This window comes from Chryseobacterium sp. SN22 (assembly GCF_008329705.1).
Lineage (GTDB): Bacteria > Bacteroidota > Bacteroidia > Flavobacteriales > Weeksellaceae > Chryseobacterium.
In genome coordinates this window covers 1-674 of the sequence record NZ_VTSX01000060.1, presented here as the reverse complement: position 1 = coordinate 674, position 674 = coordinate 1, and the positions used below count along the sequence as shown (strand labels likewise).

Below are 674 nucleotides of genomic sequence, written 5' to 3'. Positions count from 1 at the left end.
ATTTTATGCTTCTTCTTTGAACCAGACATCATTGTATTCTTCCGGATGACGTTTGAATTGCGCGTGAACGTACGGACAAAGCGGAACGATTTTCAGATTGTTTTCCCGGGCGTAAGCCACCAGCTTATCCAGCAATATTTTCGCAAAACCATTTCCTGCATATTCATCATCAACTTCGGTATGATAAACCGTTAGTTTGTCTTTAATCACCGAAATATCCATTTTACCCGCCTTTTTACCGTCTGAGAAAAGCTGAATTTCCCCTCTTACATTGCCCAAAACTACTTTTGTGGTTTCCATTTTATTTAATGTTTAATGTTTGTTTATCTAAATTACCCTTTCTTATGAAACTGCAGGATATCCTATGATAATTTCGGCAGCACTGATTCTATTCTTTCACGAAGGCCTTCATGCTGTTTTGGAAGCTTTAAATTTTTTCCTAATTCGCTTAAAGGCTCATCCACAGTGAAACCCGGATTATCGGTGGCTATTTCAAACAGAACACCGCCCGGTTCACGGAAATACAATGAATAGAAATAATCCCTGTCTATTTTCGGAGTGATATTCAGACCTGCAGACCTTACTTTTTCACGGAATTCCATTAAAACCCGGTCATCCTTTACTCTGAAAGCCACGTGGTGATTGGTTCCTGCTGCATTTCTGCCTGTTTGGAT

2 protein-coding genes are annotated in these 674 nt (G+C 39.6%); both read right to left on the bottom strand.

Features of this window, described 5'->3' with window-relative positions; translation table 11 throughout:
- Positions 1-3: 3 nt before the first annotated feature.
- On the bottom strand, positions 4-300 hold the full coding sequence (locus FY557_RS19960; protein WP_149248976.1) for a GNAT family N-acetyltransferase: 297 nt from the start codon (positions 298-300) through the stop codon (positions 4-6).
- Positions 301-362: 62 nt separating this feature from the next.
- On the bottom strand, positions 363-674 hold a 312-nt coding region (locus tag FY557_RS19955), incomplete at its 5' end, for a VOC family protein (RefSeq protein ID WP_185151785.1).